This window comes from Prevotella rectalis (assembly GCF_900607215.1).
Lineage (GTDB): Bacteria > Bacteroidota > Bacteroidia > Bacteroidales > Bacteroidaceae > Prevotella > Prevotella brunnea.
In genome coordinates this window covers 1,061,932-1,080,649 of the sequence record NZ_LR027822.1, presented here as the reverse complement: position 1 = coordinate 1,080,649, position 18,718 = coordinate 1,061,932, and the positions used below count along the sequence as shown (strand labels likewise).

Annotated in this window: 11 protein-coding genes and 1 pseudogene; 3 read left to right on the top strand and 9 right to left on the bottom strand. The window is 45.8% G+C overall.

From position 1 onward, the window contains the following. The first annotated feature begins 201 nt into the window (after positions 1-201). On the top strand, positions 202-1,890 hold the full coding sequence (locus tag E0E16_RS12880; RefSeq protein WP_130830572.1) for a phosphoethanolamine transferase: 1,689 nt from the start codon (positions 202-204) through the stop codon (positions 1,888-1,890). On the opposite strand, the gene E0E16_RS12875 is transcribed toward E0E16_RS12880, so the two are convergent. The 5 genes from E0E16_RS12875 to E0E16_RS12855 are packed head-to-tail and all read right to left on the bottom strand — an operon-like array spanning position 1,871 to position 6,757. Further along, on the bottom strand, positions 1,871-2,887 hold the full coding sequence (locus E0E16_RS12875) for a glycosyl transferase family 90 (RefSeq protein ID WP_130830571.1): 1,017 nt from the start codon (positions 2,885-2,887) through the stop codon (positions 1,871-1,873). The genes E0E16_RS12880 and E0E16_RS12875 overlap by 20 nt on opposite strands. After that, positions 2,884-4,074, bottom strand: coding sequence for a glycosyltransferase (locus E0E16_RS12870; RefSeq protein WP_130830570.1), 1,191 nt, complete (start codon positions 4,072-4,074; stop codon positions 2,884-2,886). The genes E0E16_RS12875 and E0E16_RS12870 overlap by 4 nt, the downstream gene beginning before the upstream one ends. Before the next feature lie 22 nt (positions 4,075-4,096). After that, on the bottom strand, positions 4,097-4,870 hold the full coding sequence (locus tag E0E16_RS12865) for a DUF5672 family protein (RefSeq protein WP_130830569.1): 774 nt from the start codon (positions 4,868-4,870) through the stop codon (positions 4,097-4,099). A gap of 9 nt (positions 4,871-4,879) precedes the next feature. Next, complete coding sequence (locus tag E0E16_RS12860) at positions 4,880-5,794, bottom strand: glycosyltransferase family 2 protein (RefSeq protein WP_130830568.1); 915 nt, start codon at positions 5,792-5,794, stop codon at positions 4,880-4,882. A 15-nt stretch (positions 5,795-5,809) separates the two neighbouring features. Next, positions 5,810-6,757, bottom strand: coding sequence for a lysophospholipid acyltransferase family protein (locus tag E0E16_RS12855; protein ID WP_130830667.1), 948 nt, complete (start codon positions 6,755-6,757; stop codon positions 5,810-5,812). A gap of 216 nt (positions 6,758-6,973) precedes the next feature. Here E0E16_RS12855 and E0E16_RS12850 point away from each other — a divergent pair, with 216 nt between their 5' ends. Further along, the gene (locus tag E0E16_RS12850; protein ID WP_240048152.1) at positions 6,974-7,135 is read left to right on the top strand and encodes a hypothetical protein; all 162 of its coding nucleotides are present in this window, start codon (positions 6,974-6,976) and stop codon (positions 7,133-7,135) included. Positions 7,136-7,471: 336 nt separating this feature from the next. Beyond that, positions 7,472-9,903, top strand: a pseudogene (locus E0E16_RS12845) (TonB-dependent receptor). Positions 9,904-10,107: 204 nt separating this feature from the next. On the opposite strand, the gene E0E16_RS12840 reads toward E0E16_RS12845, so the two are convergent. The 4 genes from E0E16_RS12840 to E0E16_RS12825 form a co-directional block, all read right to left on the bottom strand. Further along, positions 10,108-12,189 (bottom strand): TonB-dependent receptor, encoded by a 2,082-nt coding sequence (locus tag E0E16_RS12840; protein ID WP_130830567.1) that lies wholly within the window; start codon positions 12,187-12,189, stop codon positions 10,108-10,110. Positions 12,190-12,703: 514 nt separating this feature from the next. Beyond that, positions 12,704-13,438, bottom strand: a complete 735-nt coding sequence (locus tag E0E16_RS12835; RefSeq protein WP_130830566.1) for a helix-turn-helix domain-containing protein — start codon at positions 13,436-13,438, stop codon at positions 12,704-12,706. A gap of 408 nt (positions 13,439-13,846) precedes the next feature. Continuing rightward, a complete protein-coding gene (locus E0E16_RS12830) occupies positions 13,847-16,039 on the bottom strand; it encodes a C10 family peptidase (protein WP_130830565.1) in 2,193 nt (730 codons plus the stop codon). Positions 16,040-16,158: 119 nt separating this feature from the next. Beyond that, positions 16,159-17,775, bottom strand: coding sequence for a thiol-activated cytolysin family protein (locus E0E16_RS12825; protein WP_130830564.1), 1,617 nt, complete (start codon positions 17,773-17,775; stop codon positions 16,159-16,161). Between the last annotated feature and the right edge of the window lie 943 nt (positions 17,776-18,718).

Genomic DNA, 18,718 nt, shown 5'->3' with positions numbered 1-18,718 from the left:
CATTACCTTTGCACGCCCTAATCAAGATAATACGCAAATTATCCTACACAAGGGCAAGCGGTAGCAACTTCAGCCACTATAAGTTATATCTTGGACACATGATTACGATTAATGGAAATCTGCTTTCTACCGCTTCAGGCAAGGTTACTGCACTATGGAGGAGGAGAGTTCTCCGTGCATCAATGAGTTTTTACAAGAAACATGAAACTGAAAAATATATTTGAGAAAACAAAACACTTCGTTGATCGAAACTTTGTCTTTGTCTTGACCATGCTATTGCTGAACCTGACAGGACTTACTCTTTTCCATTCCATTGGAAGGGCTATTCATTACTTCCTCTATATCTGCTTTACAATATCGTGTGTTACGGCACTCACCGAGCTGATACCGTGGCTGGGCTTGCGCAGTATCGTAAGAAGGATTCTCGTTGGAGCTTCCGTGTTTCTTCTCATCACAGACCTTTATTTCGCTTACTTCTATGATGGATTCCCCGACCAAGCCATCATGGAAATATTAATTGCCACCACACCTGACGAGATGTGGGATTACGCCAAGGCAAACCTTATGAACCAATGGATTATCTTAGCAGTGTTGGTCGGAGCAGGCTTATTATACATCGTCATATTACAAATTTACCGACTCAAGAAATTGCGCTATACCATATCTGTCATTAGCGTTTGTATCATGTTTGCCTCGTTGTTCACGATGGCGAATATCGTGAAAGATGTTTTCAAACATAAAGATAAAACTCTGAAAAGCCTTACTTATGAGTGTTGCTCGGTATTGCGAACGAGCATGCAACTATATGACGGCTATCGAAACCTGCAACATTTTGAGCGTATGATAAGAAGTGGGAACACACGCCCGCGAATATTGTATGACGAAAGCTCCATCCCATACGTGGTATATATCTTGGGCGAATCCACGTCGCGCCATCACCTGAGCATATACGACTACCGACTCAACACCACACCTTACATGTCGGAACGCGAAAGAAAAGGCGAACTCATTAAATTCACCGATGTCATCAGTCCCAACGCACACACAATGGAAGTTTTGGGCAAATTGTTCACGTTCTACAGGCAAGGAGCAAAAGGAAATTGGTTTCAATATACCGATTTGTTCAGTATCGTAAACGAAGCAGGTTACCACACGGTTTGGATATCCAACCAAGAGTATTCCGGGATATATGGTAACAATGGGCGCGTCTATGCCGAACGATGCGACGACAAGGAATTCACCCGTTACAGAAGTTCCGGTAGTGTAACAATAGACGCGCCTTACGATGAGGCGGTGTTGCCACTGCTGGACAAATGCCTGAAGAAATGCGGTAAAAAGAATTTCATCGTGGTGCACCTTTTGGGAACTCATCAACACTACCGACATCGCTATCCGGAAACATTCAAATCCTTTGACGCAAAAGACGAAACGGGAGAAAACAAGGAGATAAGGCAAACTCGTGCGGAATATGATACCGCAGTTCGATATAACGACAGCATCATGAATGCCATCATTCAACGATTTGAAAACAAAAACGCGATAGTTGTCTATGCCTCAGACCACGGAGAAGACGTACAAGAAATCAATAAGAAGATTGCCGGACACAGCGATTTGGGCATCAACAGACGCATGGTGGAAATTCCAATGATGATATATACCTCGAAAAAGTTCCGCGTGGCTTATCCCGCACTGACCCAACGGATAGAAAAAGCTGCCCATCGACCTTTTATGACCGATGACATGATACACACACTCCTTGATATCATGAAAATCAAAACCTTGGAATTCAAACCGGAACGAAGTGTTATCAATCCGCATTTCCACGCGCTTAGGATACGCTATTGCGGACAAAAGGTATATAAGAATAAATCTACAAGTTCGCGCAAGTAGCGTTGGTGAAATCAAAATACTTCCTTAAAACCAATAAAGAGATCAGCCTTTCGCGCCGTTTGTCGAGGAATTGTGCCACAAAATCGTGAGCATGAGCGATGATGGCTTCGGCTTCATCCGGATGGGTGATGTAATGATTGAGCCGTTCCTCAAGATCGGAGAAGTCGGGCTTAATCTCAATGTAGTGGTAATCAGGCTTCAGCGTTCCCTCCATGAACCATGTCTCACACGTCGGACGAGGCATGACGGCAATGGAGTTCGACGACATCACCCATTTCAGGTTGCTTGCCACATCATTCCCTTCCAAAGCCATGATGAATTTATAGTCAAGATGCTCTTTTATGGTAAGCTTTCCCTTGTTCCATTTCGGATATTGTGGGTCTATTACGCCAACATCGCACATGGGATGTCCGAAATATTGTTGCACGAACTCATAACGGTTGCGCTTCAAGTCCGTACCTCCATCTTGCCCGATAAGTCCCCGAAAAATGGCTTTGTCTTTTTTATCGGAAAACTTCTTCCTGTCTTTCACGAACAAGAAATGGCGCACACGGTCGAGTTTCATCACCACCGAGTTGAAATTCGCTTCCGATATGGGGCGACTTTTCGTGATACTGGGCACTTCCGGCACATGAACAATATCGCCGGGCAGCAGCCTCCAGCGCAACGAAGCTGGGAAATAGCGAGCATAGCGATAGGAGTCAAGATAATAAACCTTCTGTCCGGTGATAGGTTGGTCTTTCAGTTGCACGGACTCGTTAAGAAACCGCTCTTTATCGAATGGCACATCGGGTGATAACCGATTATAATAGTTCACTCGCCCCATGATGTATTCCCGGTCGCTTCTTCTCTCTAATGCGCTCATTTCCTTGTGGTATAAAAACGAGAGATAAGCATGCGGCAGATTAATGGCGATGTATGAATTGATGTAATAAGCGAGTTTTGAGTTTTTGCCACTATGCAACGTGTAGTAAAACTTACGCGGGAGTATGCTCATGCCTTTTCTTTTATTATTTCTTCATAGAAGTTGATGTATTCGCCGGCTATCTTTTCGGGCGAGAAACGCTCCATCATGTCTTTGCGTATCGCCGTCCCATCATATTGCGTTGTCATTGCTTTTCGGATTCCATTTTCCAACGCTTCTACCGTGAAATCATCACATCTCACCCCATTTTCTTCAGTTATCAACTCTTCCATTCCACTGCATGGAAAGGCAATCACCGGCAATCCGCACGCCATAGCCTCAAGTGGTGCCTGTGCAAAGTTCTCCTTAAAACTGGGCATGCAAAAGTAGTCGGCTGCAGAGAATACCCGGGACATTTCCTCCGGTTCGGAGATTCTGCCAAGCTCCTTAACGTTTGCCCATTTTATCTCCCCCCTGTTCTTTCCTATTGCGAGAACTTTATAATCCGGGTTTATGTGCAGCAACGCCTCAGAAAGTTCGGCAAGACCTTTTCTCCGCTCATTTATGTTACAAGCGCAGAAAGCGAACAGCTTATCGTTCTCGCTCAATCCCAAACGCCTGCGTGCTTCCGACTTGGGGAAAGGTCGAAACTTAGCGTTATCCACCATGTTATAGATAATTCTTTTCTTGGCTTTTGCCAGCATTTCGTGCTCTCCGTAAAGACGGAAGCCCATCCTTGAGAGAAACACAGCTCCGAATCTATCTACCTTTTGTATCTCTTTGTATTTCAACCGATAATATTTTTGTTCCAAAGGGTTGTCCGGCAACCATTGCTTCTCTATGTTTGCCAATCCGTACAACAGGTTTTCATCGTGCATGGTTACTACGATGACTTTCCGTTTGAAAGCTTCAAAGAACGTTCGGTAATCCAAGAAACCTCCCACCCAATGCAGATGAATGATGTCAGCTTCCCGAATGGTTTTTACTTTTGTCAAATCGATTGGCGAAATAGGAAGTGTATAGACGGCATTGTGTATCTTTCCCAATTCCCTACAGGCATTTAGGTCGTCGTGAATACCCGATAATTTCTTTATCTTGCGCAGAACGCTATGTAGGAAATAAGTCATTTCTCCACAAGTTTCAATAAAATCATCCTTATGTTTTTTCTTTAACACCACCATTCGGCTATCCATTCCCAAAGCTCTCTGCGCTTTACAAATGCGATAAGCACAAAGTCCGGCACCATTAAAGTCTGCCATACTGATGTGTACTATCTTCATTCTTATCTTGTTTTATTTTTTTTCATAGTCCGGGGATGAACTGCCTCCAAAATTTAATGCGCACAGGTTTGTTAAATCCATGGCAAGCCATGGGCAATTCGTGATGATTCAGCGCATACGACAACTCCGGTTTTAAGTCGAACGAGAATTTCAACGCCTCTTCCACTGAGGGAAGGTGCAATTTCGGCTCTAAAGCCCAGAATAAATCTTCGTTGTACAGCGCGCCCGACTGACTGTTATAATAGGCTATGGTTTCTGTAAAATCAATGCACGCCTGACGAAAGACCTTCACTCTTCGGAGCGACAGCCCTCCATTTCCTATTCGTCCGAACATTTGACAATGGATGATTTTGCGTTTTGGTTTCAGCCATAACTTCAGTCGCAGATATTGTTTCAGGGGGAAACGTCCGTAACGCGGTCGCATGGGCCACGGAGCCGCCACGTGGTCGTAGCCCTTTTGACACCACATCTCCAATTCATCGCGAAACAACCATGCGTCGATATGGCAAATAAAGATGTATTCGTAATCGGAAAAGAGGTCGTAAAACTTCTCCGACATCATCATTTCGTTATATCCTTGTATGCCTCGCTTTGTGCCCAGCCACTCATCGCTTACATTTGTCATGCTCACCTGAGGATATGCTTCCTTCAACGCTCTCATATCCACACCTTCAGGTTTTAAGAATGTTATCGGGAAATCTTTCAGCAACCTTAGGTTGTTGTCCAAAGCCGCCCGCTCATAATTCTTCAGCGCGGACCGATAAATTGGGATCACTACTTTTACAAGCTTCTGCATACGCTGTGGTTATCTTTTTCCGAGTTTTTCGGCTATTCCGTCATAATAAGCGCGATGTAGCATCATGAGGTCTTTGGGTTCCCAAGCTTTGGAGAAAGGCATTGTCAGCAACGCCGGAATGACATATCCCATGCCTCCCAACCAACTTCTAAGATAACGAACACCCACGTTTTTTCCATAATGATGATTCATGTAAGCTTCGTTGCGCACTTGATAATAACGCTTCCACTTCTTCTTTTTATTCCTTTCTGCCCACGAGTCGTTTGAGAAAAACTTGTGTTTATCCATCAAGGCGTCTGGGACATAAAGCAACTTGAAACCGGCGAGATGCGCACGCAAACAATAATCGGTATCATCGCAGAAAATGAATAAATCCTTGTTGGGCAAACCGATGGCTTCCACCACTTCGCGACGAATGAATGGACCTTCAAAATCGCAACCAACTATCTCCGTAACTTCCGTTTCTGTTCCAGTCAGCTTTTTCCCATGCATGCTTCCGATAGGGTTGGAGAAATCGAATTTGCGAAACTCATGCGTGAAAACGGCTCCCTCCATGAGTCTTCGTGGGCTCAAGATGCCCAATCGGCGATTTCCTCCGGCAGCTTCGTCAGCCTCTACTTGCCGAAGCAACTTTTCCAAGCAATCTTCGCGTGGGAAAACATCATCGTCCATACACCAAATCCAGTCGGCACCTCTTTCGTAAGCCGTTTTTATACCTGTGTAAAAACCACCCGAACCACCCACGTTCTCTTGGTTTATGACGTCCAAGTCGGTCTGTTCGGCAAGCCATTTGTCGGTTCCGTCAGTACTCCCATTATTGATCACAAGGATGTTGGTGAGCCGCTGCTGCCCTCTCAGACTGTCAATGCCTTTCTTAAGCAATTCCAATCGGTTGTATGTTACTACTACTGCCGTTATTTTCATATTTTTCTCAAAAGATTAATCGTTTCGTTTCCTCAGCACTTTTCCGTCCACTACTTCCCAATCACGCTCAAATTCCTCACGGGTGCGTTTCCAGCGGTTATGACTCCATAAATAAAAGGCGGGGGCATACTTTATGTTCTCCTCCAGCAATCGGAAATAAGCATCGGTAATGGCGAACTCATTCTCTTCGCTCGGGGTGAGCGTTATCAGCTTCATCTCGCAAACGTAATAGCCCCTTTTTGGTCGGGTGAGCCAGCCATAAAAACATGCTTGGTCAGCATGCTTCACTATTCGCTCCGTCCCTGTGAGCACGGGGGTGTCGTGATGTAGAAAATCTACCCAATGATGGATGTTCCACCACAATGGAGCTTGGTCGGCAATGTAGCCCACTGCCATGGGGTTTCCATCGCGTTTGAATCCCAAGATCTTTCTTAATGACTCTTGCATGGGAATGCAGACGGCTTTCTGACGTTCGCGAACGACCTTGAACAACCGGTCGAAGCATTTGTTTTCCAATGGATGATAGAGCTGGCAACACTTCACTTCGGTGGAAAGCCAAATGGGAAGTGTGGAAATCCATTCCCAATTACAATAATGACCGAGATAGACGGCACAAGAGCCACCCTCTTGGAACACCTTGATGCACTGCTCCATGCCCGTAAACTTCATGCGTTTTTGCAGTGTTTTCCGCGACATGGTCATGAGTTTGACGGTTTCCACCACATAATCGCAGAACCATCGATAGAATTCGCGCTGGATTTTCCGAATCTCCATATCGCTTTTTTCCGGAAAACTCTCACGGAGATTTTTCCATATAATTTCGTATCGGTATTTCATCACTCGCGCTACAATCAAATAAAGGAAATCGGAGATGAGATAGAGGATGCGGAATGGCAGCAACGACATCAGAAACCAGAAGCCGTAAGCCAATCCGTAGGCAATATTGTTGAGCATCTTCTTCATCGGGAAGTCTGTTGATACCACTTGTATTAAACTGCAAATTTACATAAAAATCGCGATATATAAGCCGGTGGGAATAAAAAATGGGAAATAAATTCCCGAATCGCATTTCTTTTTGACGATAAAAAGTGTCAAGACCAACATAAATTCTTAGTTCTAAATACGTGATTTGATGCTCAAATATCACGTATGGGGGGTGGGGATGAAAAGCACGAGTGTATGTTCAAGGAGCTGGTTCGCGTGAGCTTTGTTCCACCGGAGCGCATACAGCAGTTGTGGCAGTACGACCGGCGCATCTGCGACCTTGATAACGAGAACGTGCGTAAGCCGGGCAAGCTAACCAACGACATGGACGACTATGGAACTCGGTGTGAACACTAAGCTCGAAAAGGAAAGTTTCATTATGATTTATGCAAATTCGGAAAGGAATCTGTATGAATCTGTCATGTGAAATTGTCCTGAAAAACGGCTGTTTTAGTTATTTTGGCAGAAATTTATTTCAGACTTTATAGAGGAAAATTATGATGGAAAACCATTATACGATTAACCTGTATGATATATCGCGCCGTCAGAGCAAGGAATTTACCGAAAATTAAGTATTTTTATTCATCTTCAATCGTTACTCCATACCTTTCCGAAACTTTTTTTTTACCCGATAATGACTATTGTGGAGTAACGCGTAAGTAGATACCTTTGCACCGAACTAAATTTAGAATAATGAAGAAAATACTAATCTTATTTGCCGCAGCATTGTGCGCCATGAATTCGATGGCTCAGAAGACGGATGCCATGCTGTTCGGCGACGTGAAAGCAAAGGAAACCAAAGTGCATCTGCCTTACGCCACCATTAGCGTGAAAGGAACCAATCTGCAAACGAAATGCGACGCTTCGGGCATTTCAAGATGGCGGATTTGCCCATAGGCAGACTGATTGTCGTTGCCAATCTTGATGGGTATCAAGAACAAGAAATCGAGATTACTGCGCAGAGCGGAAAGGGAACGGAAGTGTATTTCCAATTGGACAAAGACGCTTTGGAATTGAGTCAAGTGGTTGTAACAGGCACACGCACATCGCATTTCATAAAAGATGTGCCCATTCGGACGGAAGTGCTCACCTCGAATGCCCTGAAACGCAGGAACGCGCAAAATCTTTTTGAGGCTTTGGAGGGAGTTCCGGGCATCAGAGTGGAACAACAATGCCAGTTTTGCAATTTCTCCATGGTGCGAATGCAGGGACTGGGTGCCGAGCACACACAGGTTCTGCTCGACGGACAGCCTGTTTATTCAGGTCTTGCAGGGGTTTATGGACTGCAACAGATAGGAACGAACGATATTGATCGCATGGAAGTAGTGAAAGGCGCTGGCTCGGCACTGTACGGAAGCAGCGCCGTTGCGGGTGCCATCAACATTATCTCCAAGGAACCGACCTTCGAACCTTACATCAACGCTGATGCACAGTTTGGAAACTGGGGCTACAAGAACTACAAAGGAACAGGTTCGATGCGCTTCAAGAACATCGGTCTGATGGTAACGGCTCAGCGAACGCAGATGGATGCGGTTGATCAGACCAGCGAAGGTCTCGTCCGCAAAGAGGTGAAACATAAAGATGGCATTTCCGACCGAGTATATAGTTTGATGAATAACGTCGGACGCAGCCTCTACATTTTTAACCCATTCACGAAGAACGACAAACTCATCATTCGTGGAAAGGCGCTCGACGAGCAGCGATACGGTGGCACAATGACCAACGACCTCTACCTGAACCCGTTTTCGGCAGGCACGGAAAACATCAAGACCAACCGTCTTACAGCCGACTTGGCCTATACATTGCCCATCGGAGCGCACTCCGAATTCAACCTCGCAGCTGCCTATGTTCACCACAAACGCAACGCTACCAACGACACATTCCTCGGTAGCTATCAGGCATCGCACGACGGAGCAAGCCCCAATGTTGAGGACATGCGTCCCTATATTGCCAAAGAGAACACCTTTACGCCATCTGCGACATTCACAAGCATCATCGGCAATCACACATTGCTTGCTGGAGTACAGGGCTATTTCACAAAACTGAACGAGACAGGGCTCTATTGCATAGACGACAACACAAGCACTTATTATGGCGAGGCTTACACATCAATCGGTAAAAAGCATGCCAACGAAGTGGGAGTGTTCATCCAAGACGAATGGAACATCCTGCCTAACCTGACGGTTGTTCCTGGACTACGCCTCGACACCCACCATTCGGGCGAGGAATACACATCAAGCAAGACAGTCTTCGATGGAACTTTCCCAAAGACTAAGTTCGATAAGACAAGCTTCAATCCAAGATTAGCCATCAAATACGAGGTGAACCCATCATTGGTTTTGCGTGCAAACTTCGGCACAGGCTTCCGCGCTCCTTACGGATTCTCTGAGGATCTGCACCTCTGTTCTGGCTCTCCACGTGTCTGGAAGTCATCCAGTCTGAACGGTGAGCACTCTGTCAGCTACAATCTGTCGGCTGATTACTATGGTAAAAATTACCAATTGAGCCTGAACGTTTTCCGAACAGACTTGAAAGACAAGATACAGTTCGCTCCTGCCAGTGAAGAAGTGAAGAGATTGGGCTACACCTATCAATGGGAGAACGTTGATGACGCCTTCGTTCAAGGTATAGAACTCAGCGCCAAGGCAACTCTCTTCAAGGATTTCTCTGCTGGCATGAGCTGGACCTTCAACCAAGGCAAGTTCAAACATGAGCGTCCCGAATGGTCTGACCCACAAAGCGAGGAAGTTAAGGCCAATCCCGACCGTCTGAAGTATGCCAAGGACAGCAAGAACATCTCCCGTTTCCCAGCCATGACTGCCGATATTGATTTAGATTACACACCGGGCACATGGTCGTTCTCGCTCACTGGCTCGCTCCAAGGCAAGATGTTTATAGACTATAACTCTGAAGATGCACCTGAAAAATCAAAAATCAAGAAGACAAACACTTTCATGCTCTTCAACTGCCGTGTGGCAAAGCGCGTCGGTTCGTTCAATTTCTACGTTGGAGGCAAGAATATCTTCAGCTACGTTCAAGACGAAAAGCATGGCGACGACGCAGCATTCATGTATGCTCCGGTATATGGAGCAACGTGGTATGGTGGCGTAAGCATCACCATCTGATAGGTCAAAAGCTAACACAGTCTTACTGTAACTCCCCTGAATTGCAAGATATTCAAGGGAGTTTTATTTGTCAACGGAAGGCTGAAAGCGTGTAACAACAACCCGAAAGCGCCAGTTGCACGCTAACTCCCCCACCTATGCGGAATGATTGGCTGGAAGATTTCGACTTGTCGGCAGAGAAACGGTCCGCAGAGCCTCAACTTTCTACATGATTCCAGTCTGCGTATCTCTGTGTCCGAGCTTCTTTTGTACGTCGCGGTATCTGCGTCCGTATTCGAATTTCCACGAAACACTGAGATTTAAGAGATTACCGTTGTCGTTTCCCCTGAACAACTGTTTTTTAGAAACGAATCGATTGAGTATCGCACTCTCTTCCAATCGCGGATGGGAGATGAGCGGATTTTGCCAATAAAGCGACAAAATCAGGTTTCCCACTCTGTAAGCACCCTTCAAAAACACATAACTGCCGTGGTGGGCCTGTGTCTCTCCCTCCACAAACTTCCATCCATTGTCGGCATAAGCACTGATAACCCACCGCCCCAGATAGGCATTCAAACTGCCAGAGACGAAAGCGCTCGTAAGATAGTGCTTGTATTCATCACCTTTATTCAGGAACCGGAAAACGCCCCCTGTCAAAGTGCAAGTCAGTTTGTCGGGAATGATGTCGCAGCTCATCGCATTCTGAAGGTAGAACATCTCTATCCGCTTTTGGTTAGCTTGGAGATAATGGAACTGGTTATCGGCAGTCCGGATATATTTAGACATGTTGGGATGACTGTTATTTCGATAAGCGATGTCGAATGTGTTGGTAAACCGGGGCTTATTGTAGCTCAACGACAAGGTTTGCTCCACCACTTTGTTCGGTTCGATGTTGGGATTGCCCACCCGCCACTCTCTGCTATTCTCGCGAATCATCGTATTGCTGATCATGGCAATTTTGGAAACGTGCTCGTAGATCTCAAAAGAGTATCGCAGGCTCAAAGGGGCTGCCAAGTGGTAGCTGAGCGTAAGTTTGGGACGGAAAAGCCAATAATTGAATTTGTCGGCCGATTGTCTGTACCGTTGATTCGTAACGCCAAGCCCAGCAACGTACGACAACTTGCCGCTCATTCCTTTTACCTCGCTGAAAAGATAAAGATCATGGTTGTGCATTTGATTCAACGACTGCACGTCGCCCTTGTATTCATTCCTCGTGTATTTGATGCCATGTGCGAGCCCCATGGTAATTGTGAACGGTTTAAGCCTGTTTTCATAGATCGCCTCGGAGTGAAGCGACCATGTCCGCCCATCCACGTTGTAGGAGTAGGGTACTCCCTCATCCTGATAGCTGTCATTCTCGGTCGTGATTCCTGTCCCGACGACATTCGTCGTCAAGCTCTGATGTTCACCCAGCCTGTGATAGAAGTACAGATCCAGAACCGGCGAGTTGCTGTTTGAACTGTTCCGTCGGGTGGCCATCATTTTTTGGAGTCCGTCCACAATGCTTTGCCTTTCGTCGTCATTAGGTATTTTGTTGAGATTGGCCGACAACGATACTTGAAAGACATAGCTCGTAGAGTCGGCAAGACTGTATTTCAATTGCAATGTGTGGTCGAATGTTCTATTCCGCGAGGCTAAGGTCGCTCTTTCTATATGATAGACAGAACCGTCATTCAACAGATAATTGGCGATTTCTGTCAGTTTCGCACCCTTGAAATCACAATAGGTAAGGTTGTAGTTGATCCCCCATTCCGATTTTCCATGATTAACCCTCGCAAAAACAGAGTTATTGCCATTCCAAGCCGTGAAACTGTTGGAAAGGTCTGCACCAACCACCCCTCCACTATCATGCCGATAAGTCCGGATATCGATGACAACACCCGTCTCTTTCCCATATCTAACACCTGGATTGTCGATGAAATCGATGTTTTTCACAAGTTTCGGAGATAGCCCAATCAGGTCTTCCTTGGTGGCTACGATGCCATTAATCCTTATTTGCACAGCTCCCTCATTCCCCAACGCAGTGACGGTTCGCATAACCTCATCTACTCTTATTCTCGGTAGATTCAGTTTTGAAAGCAGGTCGTAGCCATTGGTGGTGGAGTTGCGTTGCGACAACGAAGGGATAATGAGCTTTCCGTCTGCCTTTTCGACAACTCTCGCATGCTCAACGGTAACCTCGCCCAGTTCAACGACCTTTTCCGCCACATCACCGACCAGACTATCCGCTGCCGTCGTGCGCTCGTCCTGAGCTCTTGCGCCTGTCACCGCAACAAACATCAATACTAAAATAATACTTTTCTTCATCTTTGACATTTTGATTAGTTGCGGCAAAGATAGCCGAAGAACTTCAAAAGTTGCCCGAAAACTGTCTGACAACTGTCTGACAATGTCCAGTCGGGACCTTACTTCAGACTTTTTCGCTCATTTTTCAAAATCGGTTCGTAAGAGTATGTAGTGTTTTTGTTTGATTACCGATCAGCTTGCTTGCCGTTCTATTGAAGACATGGCAGACTAAGGCGAAAGGGAACGACAGAGAAAATGCTGGCAAACGAATGAAATCGGTTAGGAAACGATTTGCTTATCAGCGAATAGAGAAATCGCAGTGGAATGAACAATTGGGGATGATTCCACATCGCACAGCCGTGACGAACAGCCTTTGTCGGAGCGATAATTTCACTGTGAAATTCAAAAGGCTTAGCTTTCGCACCGCAAAAGGTCACCTATCGCAATGTAAAAGGTCATCTATCGAAGGGTAAAAGGTGACCTTTTGGAAGTTAAAGGTTATGCGTCTGAATATCAGATGGTTACAAATACGCTTTTAATCCATCTTCTCTAACCGGTATTCTTTTCCTCTTTCGTTGACTATTTTCACCTTGCCCCGCTCTTCAATCACAGGCCTTATTCGCCTGATGAGTGTGTAAAGGGTGTCACTGGCATCGGGTTTCTTGGGCCATAAACGATCGCAGATTTCCTTTTTTGACACCGTATGCTGGTCGTTGGACAGGAACAACCGCATCAACTCCGACTGCAAAGGCGTCAATGGTATGGGATTATCGTGCGAGTCATAGAACTGTGCCGATGATTGTGAATAGACCAATTCGCCGAACACTGTCATCCCTGCTTTCTTACGTCTGACAATCTTGAGAGAAACAAGCAGCCACAAGGAGGAGAGGCATATCAAAAGGTAGGGAATACGTTGGTCAGACAATCCCCAGACGGTAGCAAAAGAACAGGTAGCGTAGCTCTGAAAAGCTACTTCCCTGTCCTTTCCCCTCCATTTTATCCTTTTGCTGCACAGCGCTTTCGGAGCGTTCGGCTGCGCATAGGAAAGGAATGACTCGGCCCGCAATGCATCAATCTTCAGGTTTCGCCTGTAATCGTTGATGGTGTCGGGCGTAATCCATGCCTCTCGCTTAGCAGACAATGTTTGTTCCAATGCCTGATTCATGTCATTGATAATCGTCTGTTCGGTATAATTATACCTATCAATACTTGATAGAACAGCGGAGGACAAGAGAATCATGAAAACAAAAACTACAAACCATGGTTTCATAGGCAATCATTAATTGTTCGGATTTCGTGAGAGCAAAGATAGCAAATTTCGTTTATTTACCCAAGAATAAGCGGGAGAATAAACCCCACATGCGAATCCTGAGCTGGTCGATGAGGATGGGCATGAGATATAAGACCGTGACAAGGACGACCGTATGAAAAAGCAATTGGAACCCAGAGGCAGTCATGAACAATTGCCTAACGATGGGATAAAACACTTGCTGATAGAAGTCGGGATGGGCATGGAAAAGATAAACGGCAAAGCATGAACGGCCCATCCAATTCACAATTTTGCAATGGAAACGGAGTTGCGAAAAGGCCAAAAGCACACAGCCAACCAAAACTCAGTTGCTGTGTGCTTATCGCAAAGCGGTAATCCTTCTGAGGCATTACCTTAATTGGCTATGATTTATCTCACCTGTAGCGTATAATCTTCCACTTCTCCGTTAGCAAAGTTTCCGCATGGGTCTTGATATCCATCGGGACTGGCTATGACACGAATGCGATAGTTGCCTTTGGGGGTGTTTGCAGGTACGAGAATGTATCCGGAGAATGCAAAGTAAGAGTAGCGTTCCACTTTCTTCTCCGATGCAGAGAAAATGCCGTCGTTGTTGAAATCCACATAAACTCGCCAGTACATCCTTCTTGAATTGGAACCGCTGAAGCCCGGTTTGAGCGTGTATTGGAAAGAATATCCCGGACTGCTGTAAGCAATATTCGATGTGAAATTGCTATAGGGAGATGCCCCCGAGGTCTTGGTCATGGTGCTAAGACTCACCTGACTGATGTAGGCTGCCGAGTAGTTGGCTGCGGCTATAGAGCAATAGTTTCCGGGATTTGGTGTCGGATCCGGTTTCGGATCCGGTTTCGGGTCAGGATTCGGCTTCGGATCGGGGTCAGGGTCAGGCTTCGGTGCCGGCGATGACGGCTGTGTGATGACTGCCGTGTAGTCTTCCACCTCACCATAGGTAAAGTGCTCGTCCGGTTTGGGATAGCTGCCCCACTTCGCACTTACGCGAACGCGTGTCTCACCTTTGACGGCATTAGCCGGAACCTTAAACATACGATAGAAATAGTTTGCGGAATTCATGTATTGAGCCAACACTCGCTCGTTATCCTCGAATATCTTGTTGCCGTTGAAGTCCACCCAAACACACCAATACATGGGATATGTCCCGTTGGAGAAGCGTGGCATTAAGGTTATGTAATAGCTTCCGCCTGCCTCAAGCTCTGTCTTCTTGTCCTTAAAGAAGGTATAGGATGAAGCGTTGCTATAGTTTTCCATGTTTCCGATGCTTACATAATAGATGTAGGTCGAGTTAAAATAATCGGAGAAAGATGGAGCATAATCATCCGCCGGTTTGGGATCGGGTGTTGGGTCTTCACCGTCATCACCACCATTGTATCCCGGAGGTGCGAAGTTCACGACAATGGTCTGCCAATAGTTGAAGCCTCCCGAACCACCGCCGATACCCAATCCGCTTGGGTCAAGCGCATTGAGCAGGAAATACCCATCGGAATAGCCGCCCCATCCCCAATTGATGTGGAAATACCCATTGGAGCTGTAGCCATCGCACACAAAAGAGTGTCCGCCACCATTACCACTACCGGCATATTGTACGGGTCTGCCATTGTCAAGTTCGTTGCGGACGATGCTTTCCCACTGTGTGGTGGAATAATCGGAGCGTTCCAGACTTGTAACGGCTGCCGGATAAGAGTAATATTCCTTTAGCATGGCGGGCACTTGCTGCTGATAGGTTCCGCTACCCGAAGGAGAGAAGCCCATGTTCAGACCTACTGCTACACCATAGCAGAAACTTGCCACGTCATCGTTCGGACCGCGGAGAACGGACTTTGGCATATTGTTCCAATTTAAGTCATAGTTGTAATTAAACGACAATGTTCCATAGCTTGAATTATAGGAGTGATAGCCCGTACCACGTGATGGATATTCATAGAAACGCATGATTTGTGAAGTTGCCGTAGCCACACATCCCACCGGACAATTGTACGGACAATAGGCGTTATAATAAGGAGCCTGATTCCAATGGATATCAGCCAGTAAAGGGCGGACGGCAGTTTGTGCGTTCATGACGCTGTAAGTGCCCGCGATGGCAGAGCTGCGCATCTGCTTTATTTGATTGTCGATTTTCACGTGTGCGTTGGCAAAGCGTATTTCCTTGGCATATCCGTTCAACAGGTCTTTCATGTTGGAAGGTATTTTGTCAGGATCGAACTTGCCTTCGGTGGAATAACCCAACACGGGATAAGTTCCTTTCGATGCGGAAACGAGTACATATCCCTCATCGCCATAGTTGATTACGTAATAAGTAGGTTGCTGATTGGCATCCGAACGAGTACCGGAAATTGCATCGGTATATACGATTTTGAGTTCGGGCAAACCGCCGGCTCTGGTCTTTACCTTTGCCACATCGCTGTTCTTGGTTAGGAACTCGCCTGCTATTTCCAATGCTTCGTTTGCCGGGACGAAGTTACTTTCATTACTCGTGTTGGCAGGCTGAATGTCATCGGTCTGACAGCCGGCAAGAATAAATAAGCAGCTGAGAACGACCACATAGAAAAGATTAGTTAATTTTTTCATCGTTTTGAGTTTTATTATTAAGAAGAATAAGGTTGAATCGGAAGCAGAGTTGCGCTAACTCCGCTTCTCGAAATAGTGAAAGTTCTTGCGTTCAGATTACTTCTTCGAATAGCGTGAAGCTATTTCGTGGCGTAACTGATGTCAAAGACGATGGAACCATGGAAATCGGTTGCTATCTTGCGTCGGGTCTGTATTCCAAACTGATAGTCTTTGGCCGCGAAAATAAGGTCTTTAAGCGACTTGGTAACTGTCTCCGTACCGAGGTCGTCGCCTTTTGTCGTACCTGCCGCGACGGTATTGCCGAGCGATGCGGTAATCTCTACTTGTTGATTTAGGAATGTCTCCATATCCATGCCGTTTCTGTCCAAAGTGATGGTGGTGGAAGGAGCATCTATCTGCGTATAAATATTCGGACCATTCATCTTGTAATAATCAGAGAATGGTGTGTTGAACAATGTTACTTTCTGACCGTTAGGCAGTTTCATTGTGGCATTTCCCCAAACGCAGAGGTCGGGTTTTGCTCCTGCGGCAGCCTCCAGAGCAGTAGGTGTGATGCGGAACGATATCTGATTACATTCGGGAACGAATACGGAAGATATAATCGGGAAACGGTCAGTGGTAAGCACTTGAGCTACGGAATTGTCATCCACATAGCGCAAGGTGTAAGAGATGGGGCATGCCGTGGAAATGGGCATTGGTTCGGCGAGACTCTTGCGGAAACCTTCCCAACCACCGTCTGCCAATCGACCGTGCTGCTCGGTTTTTCCGCCGATGCAGAGCAGGTGCAATGCTGACTCGTCAAGCACTTTCTTATACTGTGTTTGCAAGGAAACATTGAGGTTAGCCCAGTCAGGGAGAAGCAAACCGAGTGCCGCTGTTACCTCGTCATAGCTGTAATTGCTGGAAACAAGCATGTAAGCGATACGTCCGTAATAAACGTCGCTGACATAAACGGGAACGGTTCCCTTAAAGTTTTTTGCCACTTCGGGCGCATTAGCGAGGATACAGCCCTCCGGCATATCCATGGAGACGCTATATACTTTTTGGATGAACTTCAGCAGCACATGGGTTTTGTTGCGCTGCCATGAGTTGCTCAAATCCCAAGTGAGCTTTGCGGTTGAACCTATCGAGCCTGAAAGATGAACGGACCCCGACTTGTCGAGTGTTACCTGATGATATTCATACTCTGTCATGGCACCCGCATCTTGCGCACCATAAGAAAGCCAATCCTTCAAAATGTCCTGATAAGAGCTCCACGACACATCAACCAGCGGACGCGACTGCAACGTACCGGCAGCGAGCGGTACAAGTGTGTTGGAAATGGTGATGGGAACGATTTTCTGTCCCTTCACGGGAGTGTACTCGCCGCTGGTAACACTACCTCCCACGAACACATGACCGGGATAGATGGAGGTGGAGGCAGGGTTGAAAATCATGAACTCGTTGTAAGCCGTGCCCGACTGATGATAGGTGGTGCGGGTAATCTTAATCCCCGGTATGCCGTTTTCGAAGTCGTACGTACTGGATTCGCCTCCCGGAACATTGGGAAGATTGGGAGAAGTTACGCCTGAGCGCACCATTCCCTCACCAAGTTTGTAATTACTGAACGAGAAAGAGTTGTCGGGGGCGGGGTCGTCTTTCTCCCACTCTTCATCGTAATTCGAACAACTCCCTAAAACCAAAGCTGCCACCAATGGCAACCAAACTCTTGAAAAAGATAAGTTAGTTTTTTTCATTATGAGATTTGATTTGAGTCATCCACGGAAAAAACAACAGCGCATCTGTTTTTCCATGAATAGTTTTGTTACCTTTTGAGTTGATTTCCAACCGGTGCGCTGACGAACCCGCTTCGTTGGGATTCCCAAAGTTGGTCTTTTAATGGCAGACGTTTCTGCTTTTTTACCTTATTATTTGTTAGTTATGTTATGAATCTAATTCTTTTTACTCGTAAATGTCGCTACAAAAATAATAATTTGGTACAAATTAACCAAAAAAATATCAAGAAATATTTTGAGAAAAACAAAAAAAATGACTTTTGGGGGGTATCGTGTGGAGTGCGTTTACTTCGGAATCGTTTAAGTATAAGCAACTTACATTATTTTGCGTTGCTACGATGAGATTTTAGATTTTGTTTCTTTATAACATAAAAGTCTTAAAAATATGCAGAAAAATAAAATCGGGAAAGGAAGCATGACGTTGTTTTTCGGGAAAAAGAAGTCCGCTTTTAATTCGAGAATTTAAGATGAAAAAGGATGACAAAAACGAGAATATAAACGGATTTGTAATCTCCTGATTTTCAACCTGTCTTATACGGATTTAGCTTGTCACAATTCTGACTATAAAAAAAGTAAGAAATTATGACAAAACGTAAAACCCCGCGCGAATTTTCGTATTCGTTCAAGCTGCAAGTGTTAATCGATTATTATTCTAGCGGTGCTTCTCAAGCGTCCATATTGCGTAAGTGGAATGTGTCTAGTGGTTCAATGTTCCAATGGCTGAAACGTTGGCCCGTTGATTCAAAATCGTTATCTTTGCCCTCGGAAGTAATCCAGAGGTATCGTATGGCTCATAAAGAAACGAATTTGACAGACAATGAGATATTGCGCCAGAAGATAGTGAACCTCCAACACGCATTGTCTTTGGAGAAGATGCGCAGCCGTGCCTATGAGAAACTCATAG

Coding starts and splice junctions, on each gene's coding strand:
- E0E16_RS12880 (WP_130830572.1), top strand. CDS start 202: ATGAAACTGAAAAATATATTTGAGAAAACAAAACACTTCGTTGATCGA.
- E0E16_RS12875 (WP_130830571.1), bottom strand. CDS start 2,887: ATGAGCATACTCCCGCGTAAGTTTTACTACACGTTGCATAGTGGCAAA.
- E0E16_RS12870 (WP_130830570.1), bottom strand. CDS start 4,074: ATGAAGATAGTACACATCAGTATGGCAGACTTTAATGGTGCCGGACTT.
- E0E16_RS12865 (WP_130830569.1), bottom strand. CDS start 4,870: ATGCAGAAGCTTGTAAAAGTAGTGATCCCAATTTATCGGTCCGCGCTG.
- E0E16_RS12860 (WP_130830568.1), bottom strand. CDS start 5,794: ATGAAAATAACGGCAGTAGTAGTAACATACAACCGATTGGAATTGCTT.
- E0E16_RS12855 (WP_130830667.1), bottom strand. CDS start 6,757: ATGAAGAAGATGCTCAACAATATTGCCTACGGATTGGCTTACGGCTTC.
- E0E16_RS12850 (WP_240048152.1), top strand. CDS start 6,974: ATGTTCAAGGAGCTGGTTCGCGTGAGCTTTGTTCCACCGGAGCGCATA.
- E0E16_RS12840 (WP_130830567.1), bottom strand. CDS start 12,189: ATGAAGAAAAGTATTATTTTAGTATTGATGTTTGTTGCGGTGACAGGC.
- E0E16_RS12835 (WP_130830566.1), bottom strand. CDS start 13,438: ATGAAACCATGGTTTGTAGTTTTTGTTTTCATGATTCTCTTGTCCTCC.
- E0E16_RS12830 (WP_130830565.1), bottom strand. CDS start 16,039: ATGAAAAAATTAACTAATCTTTTCTATGTGGTCGTTCTCAGCTGCTTA.
- E0E16_RS12825 (WP_130830564.1), bottom strand. CDS start 17,775: ATGAAAAAAACTAACTTATCTTTTTCAAGAGTTTGGTTGCCATTGGTG.